A 7809-nucleotide genomic window follows, 5' to 3' on the forward strand; every position below is an offset into this window, starting at 1 on the left:
GATCTGGCGTCCTCTAAAGTGATAAACGATCAGGTCGCACAATACTATAAAGAGTGTCAGATATACCGTATCGACCATTATTTAGGCAAAGAGACGGTATTAAACCTGCTGGCCCTGCGTTTTGCCAATGCGATATTTGCCTCGAACTGGGATCATAATGCCATTGATCATGTGCAAATTACCGTGGCTGAAGAAGTCGGCGTTGAAGGACGCTGGAGTTACTATGATGATGCCGGTCAGATGCGTGATATGGTGCAGAACCACTTGTTACAGGTGTTATCTCTTATTGCCATGGAGCCACCGGCACGGTTAGATGCCGATAGTATCCGTGATGAAAAACTCAAAGTTTTAAAAGCCTTACGCCGTATAGACCGCAGCAATATTTCTGAGAAAACCGTGCGTGGCCAATACAGCTCAGGTTTTGTTGCCGGCCAGTCTGTGCCGGGTTATCTGGAAGAAGAGGGCGCGCGGCCTAACAGTAAAACCGAAACTTTTATCGCCATTAAGGTCGACATTGATAACTGGCGTTGGGCCGGTGTGCCGTTTTACCTGCGTACCGGTAAACGTATGCCGAAAAAACACAGTGAAGTGGTGATTTGCTTTAAACCACAACCGCATAATATCTTTCATGAAAACTACAGCGAACTGCCGGCAAATAAACTGATTATCCGGCTACAGCCAGACGAAGGTGTTGAGATACAGGTGATGAACAAAATACCTGGTCTTGGCGAGTCGATGCGCTTACAACAAAGTAAGCTGGATTTAAGCTTTGATGAAACCTTTAAATCGCAACGCATTGCCGATGCTTATGAGCGTTTGTTATTAGAGGCGATGCTGGGCAATCAGTATTTGTTTGTGCGCCGTGATGAAGTTGAACAAGCCTGGCAGTGGGTCGATGGCATTCTTGAAGCCTGGAAACACTCTAACGAGCCACCAAAAAGCTATCAGGCCGGCAGCTGGGGGCCGGTTGCGGCTATTTCGATGATGGCCAGAGACGAAAGAAACTGGGACGAATAATCATGATGACGCTACACGAGTTTACTAACACCGAACAGCTGAATGCGGCCTTTGCCAGTCAGTTAATTAGCTTGATGCAGCAGGCCATTAGCAAGCGCGGTCAGGCTCATCTGGTGGTTTCAGGCGGCCGTACACCTCAGGCGCTTTTTCAAACGTTGGCGCAAACTGAACTGGCCTGGCATAAGGTTACTATTTTACTGGCAGATGATCGTTATTTACCACCAGATGCGCCAGACAGTAATGAACGTTTGGTGAAAGCCAGCCTATTGCAACATAAGGCAGCAACGGCCAATTTCATCAGTTTATATGCAGCGGCTGACAGCGCCATCGACGCCGTGCCAGAGATTACCCAACGCCTGGCCGATATGCCGACTTTTGATGCGGTGATTTTAGGTATGGGCGAGGATGGCCATACGGCGTCGTTATTTCCATGCAGTGCTCAATTGGCTGCCGGGCTGGCAGACGATGCGCCGCCGCTATTGGCTGTGCAGCCGACCACCGCCCCTTATACGCGTATTTCTTTGAGCAAAACACGCCTACTCAACAGTCGTCAATTGTTTTTGCATTTGGTTGGCGCTAATAAATTAACGGTATTAGAGCAGGCCATGGCGTCAAGCGATGTCAATGCCATGCCTATTCGGGCTTTTTTACAACACCCGGCGCATGATGTCGCCGTGATGTATTCAGCAAATTAGAGGTTTTTATGGATCCTGTGGTGCAACAAGTTACCGACAGAATAATTGAGCGCAGCGCGAAAAGCCGGGCCATTTATTTATCCCGTTTAGAGCAAGCCCGCAAAAAGGGGCCACACCGTGGTGTGCTGAGTTGCGGCAATCTGGCTCATGGTTTTGCTGCCTGTAACAAGCAGGATAAAGCCGATCTTCGCAGCCTGAATAAGGCTAATATCGGCATAGTGTCGTCATACAACGATATGCTGTCAGCGCATCAGCCTTACGAGCATTACCCGGCTATTCTCAAACAAGCCGTGGCGGAGGTTGGTAGCGTGGCACAATTTGCCGGCGGCGTTCCTGCCATGTGTGACGGTGTCACTCAGGGACAACCTGGCATGGAGTTAAGCCTGATTAGCCGCGATGTTATTGCTATGTCAGCCGCAGTGGGCTTATCGCACAATATGTTTGATGGCGGCCTGATGCTCGGCATTTGCGATAAAATTGTACCGGGCTTGTTAATGTCGGCGTTAAGTTTTGGCCATTTACCCTTTGTTTTTGTGCCTGCCGGCCCTATGCCATCGGGCATACCTAATAAAGAAAAAGCCCGGGTGCGCCAATTATTTGCTGAAGGAAAAGTCGGCAAAGAAGAATTACTCGAAGCCGAGTCCGCCTCCTATCACTCTGCCGGTACCTGTACCTTCTACGGTACTGCTAATTCTAATCAGTTAGTTGTGGAAATGATGGGCCTGCACTTACCGGGTTCCTCTTTTGTTAATCCGGGTACTGCTTTACGCGATGAGCTGACCAAAGCCGCTGCCCGTCAGGTGACGCGGTTAACTGAACTGGGTGATAACTATTTACCTATAGGTAAGCTGGTGGATGCCAAAGCCATTGTCAATGGCATTGTTGGCTTGTTGGCCACCGGAGGCTCGACTAACCATACTATGCATTTAGTGGCGGTTGCCCGCTCAGCGGGCTTTATCGTTAATTGGGATGATTTTGCCCAGTTATCTGCCGCAACGCCATTACTGACCCGCATTTACCCCAATGGCCAGGCCGATATTAATCACTTTCAGCAAGCTGGCGGAATGGCACTGCTAATGCGTGAGTTATTGGATGCCGGTTTATTGCACGAAGATGTGCAAACCATCGCCGGTCCGGGCTTACGCCGTTATACGCAAACACCGGTAATGAAAGATGGCCAATTACAATGGATTGATGCACCGGCTGAATCTTTGGATGCCTCAGTGCTCACCAGTGTGGCGAAGCCTTTTAAAAGCCATGGCGGCTTAGAAGTGCTGTCTGGCAATATTGGCCGGGCCATTTTAAAAACCTCGGCGCTGCGCGAGGGCACTGAAGTGATTCAGGCTCCAGCGGTGGTGTTTCACAGCCAGCACGAGCTGGATGCGGCCTTTAAAGCCGGCGATTTAAACAAAGACTGTATTGTGGTGGTACGTTTTCAGGGACCCAAAGCTATTGGCATGCCAGAGCTGCATAAATTAACGCCGCCTTTAGGCGTGCTGCAAGACCGCGGCTATAAAGTGGCGCTGGTCACCGATGGCCGTATGTCAGGTGCTTCAGGTAAGGTGCCGGCAGCCATTCATGTCACACCAGAAGCGGTGGATGGCGGTGGCATTGCCCGTATTCAAAGTGGTGACATGCTATTGGTCGATGGCAACAGCGGTAAATTACAAGTGTTAGTGGATGAGGCTGAATTTAACGCCCGGCCGCTCGCGCAGCAAGATTTAGCTGCCAGTCATTATGGTATGGGCCGTGAGATGTTTGGTGCGCTGCGCTTGCAATTAACTGGTGCCGAGCAGGGGGCATGCAGTTTATTCATTACTGAGGAGCATCTGCATGGCTGAGTTACCGCTGCATGCCATAGTCGCCGATATTGGTGGTACTAATGCCCGCTTCAGCCGTGTTTGTCTGGCTGATTTGACGCTGGATAAGGTGGCCGTGTTTGCCTGTGCTAACTTTGCCAGCCTGGCTGATGCGCTAAGCCATTATCAGCAACAGCAGAGCCTGCAACATATTAAGCATGTCGCCATTGCAATTGCCTGTCCGGTGACCACTGATCTGGTCAGCATGACCAATTTTCACTGGCAGTTTTCTATTAAGGCAATGCAGCAACAGCTGGCTTTAGACAGTTTGTTGGTTATGAACGATTTTACTGCGGTGGCCATGTGTCTGCCTGCCCTAGGCGAGCATGAAAAAATAGCAGTGGGCACTGGCAGTGTCGATAACCGTAAACCAATGGCGGTATTGGGTGCAGGCACCGGCCTTGGCGTGGCGCACTTAATACCGGTCAATGGTCAGTATTTGCCCTTGCCTGGCGAAGGCGGCCATATCGACTGGGCGGCACAAACTGAACAGGAATGGTTTATTCAGCAGCTATTGGCGAAAGAATATGGACATGTATCACCTGAGCGGCTGCTATCTGGCCCCGGACTTGAAGCCATTTACCGGGCGTTGGCCTTGTACCGGCAACGTGATGTGCCTGCACTCAGTGCGGCTGAAATTGGCGAGCAAGCCCTAAATGGCCAATCTGAGCTGGCATTGGCGAGTGTACAGCAGTTTTTTGCCAGCCTGGGCAGTGTTGCCGGTGATTTGGCATTAACGCTCAGTACCTTTGGTGGCGTCTATGTCGCCGGCGGCATAGTGCCTAAGCTGTTACCGTTATTGCAAGACAGTGAATTTCGTCGTCGTTTTGAAGCTAAAGGTCGCTTTAGTGCCTTTAATCGCCAAATTGCGACCTTTATCGTTACAGCAGAGCAGCCAGGCTTACTGGGTGCCGCTGTCTATTTAAAACAATCTTTGGCGAGTTAAGTATATGGCATTTGAAAATTGGCAATTACAACCGGCCACACTCTTTGTGCAAGGCCCGGTAGTACCGGTTATTGTAATAAAAGATCTGGCAGATGCCGTACCTATGGCGCAGGCGTTGCTGGCCGGCGGCATTAAGGTACTGGAAGTGACATTGCGTACACCCGTGGCCATGGCCGCCATCAAATTGCTGTCAGAGCAAGTGCCTGATGCCATTGTCGGAGCAGGTACTGTCACCACCGCTGAGCAACTGCAGCAAGTGATTGCTGCAGGCGCGCGTTTTGCAATTAGCCCGGGGTTAACCCGCGAGTTACTGCAAGCCGGCAAAGATGCGCCTATCCCGCTTATACCAGGTATTGCCAGTATTTCTGAGCTGATGGAAGGCACGGGGCTGGGCTATACGCACTTTAAGTTTTTCCCGGCTGAAGCGGCGGGGGGGGTGAAAACCCTTAAATCTATATATGGGCCGTTTTCGGATATTAAATTTTGCCCGACCGGTGGCATTAATGAGAAGAACTTCCTGGAATATCTGGCCCTGCCCAATGTTAGCTGTGTTGGCGGTTCCTGGATAGTACCTGATGATGCGGTCAGTCAGAAAGACTGGGCCAGAGTAACAGCGCTGACTAAGGCAGCGGTGGCGACAGCGGCTGCGCGCTAAGTTATTCTTAAAAAGCATAAAACCGGCAAAAATGCCGGTTTTATGCTTTTTAAAGCGGCAGTTTGCTGTTATTCATAGTTTAGTGTGTACGTTTTTTTGAGTTTTTCCGCTAAAACACGTATAGTAGCGCTCCTTTTTCATCCAGTTTAACCTGTAGCGGACCTCTTTGTGATCTCAACTGCCAATATTACCATGCAATTCGGCGCTAAGCCGTTGTTTGAAAACATTTCTATCAAATTTGGCGAGGGCAACCGTTATGGTTTGATCGGTGCTAATGGCTGTGGCAAGTCCACGTTTATGAAAATTCTCAGCCGCGAATTAGAGCCATCGGCGGGTAATGTCTTTGTCGAGCCGAATCACCGTGTGGCCAAACTGCATCAGGATCAATTTGCTTTTGAGCAATATTCAGTGATTGATACCGTGATCATGGGCCACGCTGAACTGTGGAAAGTGAAAGAAGAACGCGATCGTATATACGCCAGCGCCGAGATGAGCGAAGAAGACGGCATGAAAGTCGCCGATTTGGAAGTCGCCTTTGGTGAAATGGATGGCTATACCGCAGAATCACGCGCCGGTGAATTGCTGATTGGTGTTGGTATTCCGGTAGAGCAACATTTTGGCTTGATGTCGGCCATAGCGCCGGGCTTTAAACTGCGGGTATTACTGGCGCAGGTGCTATTTGCTGATCCGGAAATCATGCTGTTAGACGAGCCTACCAACAACCTGGATATCAATACTATCCGCTGGTTAGAAACGGTGTTGGCGGAGCGTAATTCCACTATGGTCATTATTTCGCACGACCGGCACTTTTTAAATAGCGTCTGTACCCATATGGCCGATTTAGATTACGGCGAGTTACGCTTATATCCGGGTAACTATGATGAGTATATGACCGCGGCCACCCAGGCGCGTGAGCGCTTGTTATCGGATAACGCCAAGAAAAAAGCCCAAATATCTGAGCTGCAAACCTTCGTCAGTCGTTTCTCTGCCAATGCCTCTAAAGCTAAGCAGGCAACCTCGCGTGCTAAGCAAATTGATAAGATCCAGTTAGAAGAAGTGAAAGCCTCCAGCCGGGTCAACCCCTTTATTCGTTTTGAGCAGCAAAAGCAGCTGTATCGCTTAGCGCTGGAAGTAGAAGGGTTAGCCAAAGGCTTTGGTGAACTTAAGCTATTAAATAACTTAGGCTTAACTATAGAAGTGGGTGAGAAAGTCGCTATTCTAGGGCCTAATGGTATCGGTAAATCTACGCTGTTAAAGTGTCTGGTGGGGGATTTAACACCGGAAGCCGGTACGGTGAAATGGTCTGAAAATGCTAATATTGGTTATTATGCACAAGATCATGCGCATGAGTTTGCCACCGATATGACATTGTTTGACTGGATGAGCCAGTGGAAGCAACCGTCTGATGATGAACAAGCCATTCGCGGTATTTTAGGCCGCTTGTTATTTTCACAAGATGAAATCAAAAAATCGGTGAAAGTGCTGTCTGGTGGTGAAAAAGGCCGCATGATGTTTGGTAAGCTGATGTTACAACGCCCTAATATTCTGGTGATGGATGAGCCTACTAACCACCTGGATATGGAGTCAATTGAATCACTGAACCTGGCGCTGGAACATTATAAAGGGACTTTGATTTTTGTCAGCCATGACCGGGAGTTTGTCTCGTCACTGGCCAGCCGTATTATTGAAATTACCGGTAAAGACGTACGTAATTTCGTCGGCAGCTACGAAGAGTATCTGGTGGCGCAGGCCAGCTGATTTTATTGAGCTACACAGACTGTTTAACGACAAGCCAGCTATTGCTGGCTTGTTTTATTTCCGGACGCCCCCATACTTTTAATAGCTAAGTTACTGTTTTTATGTTTACAGCTTTACTTTTCAGCTAACGGGGACATGATGATGAAGATTAATATCGGTATTGAAGAAGAACAACGCAAAGCTATCGCCAAGGGCTTGTCTGTATTATTGGCTGATACCTACACTCTGTATTTAAAAACCCATAATTACCATTGGAACGTCACCGGGCCAATGTTTCAAACGCTGCATACCTTATTTGAAACTCATTACAACGAGCTGGCGCTGGCAGTGGATGACATCGCTGAACGGATCCGTGCTCTGGGTGAGTTTGCACCGGGTTCATACAAAGAATTCGCCAAGCTGACTAACCTCAAAGAAGCGGATGGTATTCCCACTGCTGAAGAGATGATTAAAGATTTGGTTAAAGGCCAGGAGGCGATTGCTAAAACTGCACGATCAATAGTACCGGTGGCCGATGGTGCTGCTGATGAAGTGACGCTGGATTTATTAACGCAACGTATGACCGTGCATGAAAAGAATGCCTGGATGCTGCGCAGTTTAGTGGCCTGATAGTTATGTAGTGTTCAATTTAACCTGCTATAACGCCTAACCAAGCACCAAGCTTAAGTATTACTGACTTAACTTGGTGTTTTTTTATACCACTTTAGTCTCGATCTTCATTTTACCGTAGTATTTTGTGTATTCATCTGCAGCTCTAGCCGTCTTGATGTGCTATTATCCTGCCGCCTTTTCCGGCAAACCCTAACTTTATAACACTCTACTAAAAAATAGGTTCTACCATGCGAGCAGTTGCCCCCCTGATGTGGATTGCAGTCATGT

Annotated in this window: 7 protein-coding genes; all 7 read left to right on the forward strand. The window is 48.8% G+C overall.

Features of this window, described 5'->3' with window-relative positions; all coding sequences use genetic code 11:
• A partial coding sequence (gene zwf, locus V7D78_RS03435) for a glucose-6-phosphate dehydrogenase (protein WP_333607029.1) occupies positions 1-1017 on the forward strand: 1017 nt, incomplete at its 5' end.
• Positions 1018-1019: 2 nt separating this feature from the next.
• Positions 1020-1712: a 6-phosphogluconolactonase gene (pgl, locus tag V7D78_RS03440; protein ID WP_333607030.1), complete on the forward strand. Its 693-nt coding sequence runs from the start codon at positions 1020-1022 to the stop codon at positions 1710-1712.
• Between the two features lie 8 nt (positions 1713-1720).
• Positions 1721-3553 carry a phosphogluconate dehydratase gene (gene edd, locus V7D78_RS03445; protein ID WP_333607031.1) on the forward strand — a complete coding sequence of 611 codons (1833 nt, stop codon included), beginning with the start codon at positions 1721-1723 and terminating at the stop codon, positions 3551-3553.
• Complete coding sequence (locus V7D78_RS03450) at positions 3546-4517, forward strand: glucokinase (RefSeq protein WP_333607032.1); 972 nt, start codon at positions 3546-3548, stop codon at positions 4515-4517. The genes edd and V7D78_RS03450 overlap by 8 nt, the downstream gene beginning before the upstream one ends.
• A 4-nt stretch (positions 4518-4521) precedes the next feature.
• Positions 4522-5172: a bifunctional 4-hydroxy-2-oxoglutarate aldolase/2-dehydro-3-deoxy-phosphogluconate aldolase gene (locus V7D78_RS03455; RefSeq protein WP_333607033.1), complete on the forward strand. Its 651-nt coding sequence runs from the start codon at positions 4522-4524 to the stop codon at positions 5170-5172.
• Positions 5173-5340: 168 nt separating this feature from the next.
• Entirely contained in the window at positions 5341-6930 is a 1590-nt protein-coding gene (locus V7D78_RS03460) for an ABC-F family ATPase (protein WP_333607034.1), read from the forward strand.
• Between the two features lie 141 nt (positions 6931-7071).
• A complete protein-coding gene (locus tag V7D78_RS03465; RefSeq protein WP_442886496.1) occupies positions 7072-7539 on the forward strand; it encodes a Dps family protein in 468 nt (155 codons plus the stop codon).
• The last annotated feature ends 270 nt before the right edge of the window (positions 7540-7809 follow it).

Origin of the sequence: Arsukibacterium sp. (assembly GCF_036735525.1) — a bacterium.
Lineage (GTDB): Bacteria > Pseudomonadota > Gammaproteobacteria > Enterobacterales > Alteromonadaceae > Alishewanella.

Excerpts from the sequence above, each read along its gene's own strand:
- V7D78_RS03465 (WP_442886496.1), top strand. The coding sequence starts at position 7,072 with ATGAAGATTAATATCGGTATTGAAGAAGAACAACGCAAAGCTATCGCC.
- V7D78_RS03450 (WP_333607032.1), top strand. The coding sequence starts at position 3,546 with ATGGCTGAGTTACCGCTGCATGCCATAGTCGCCGATATTGGTGGTACT.
- edd (WP_333607031.1), top strand. The coding sequence starts at position 1,721 with ATGGATCCTGTGGTGCAACAAGTTACCGACAGAATAATTGAGCGCAGC.
- V7D78_RS03455 (WP_333607033.1), top strand. The coding sequence starts at position 4,522 with ATGGCATTTGAAAATTGGCAATTACAACCGGCCACACTCTTTGTGCAA.
- pgl (WP_333607030.1), top strand. The coding sequence starts at position 1,020 with ATGATGACGCTACACGAGTTTACTAACACCGAACAGCTGAATGCGGCC.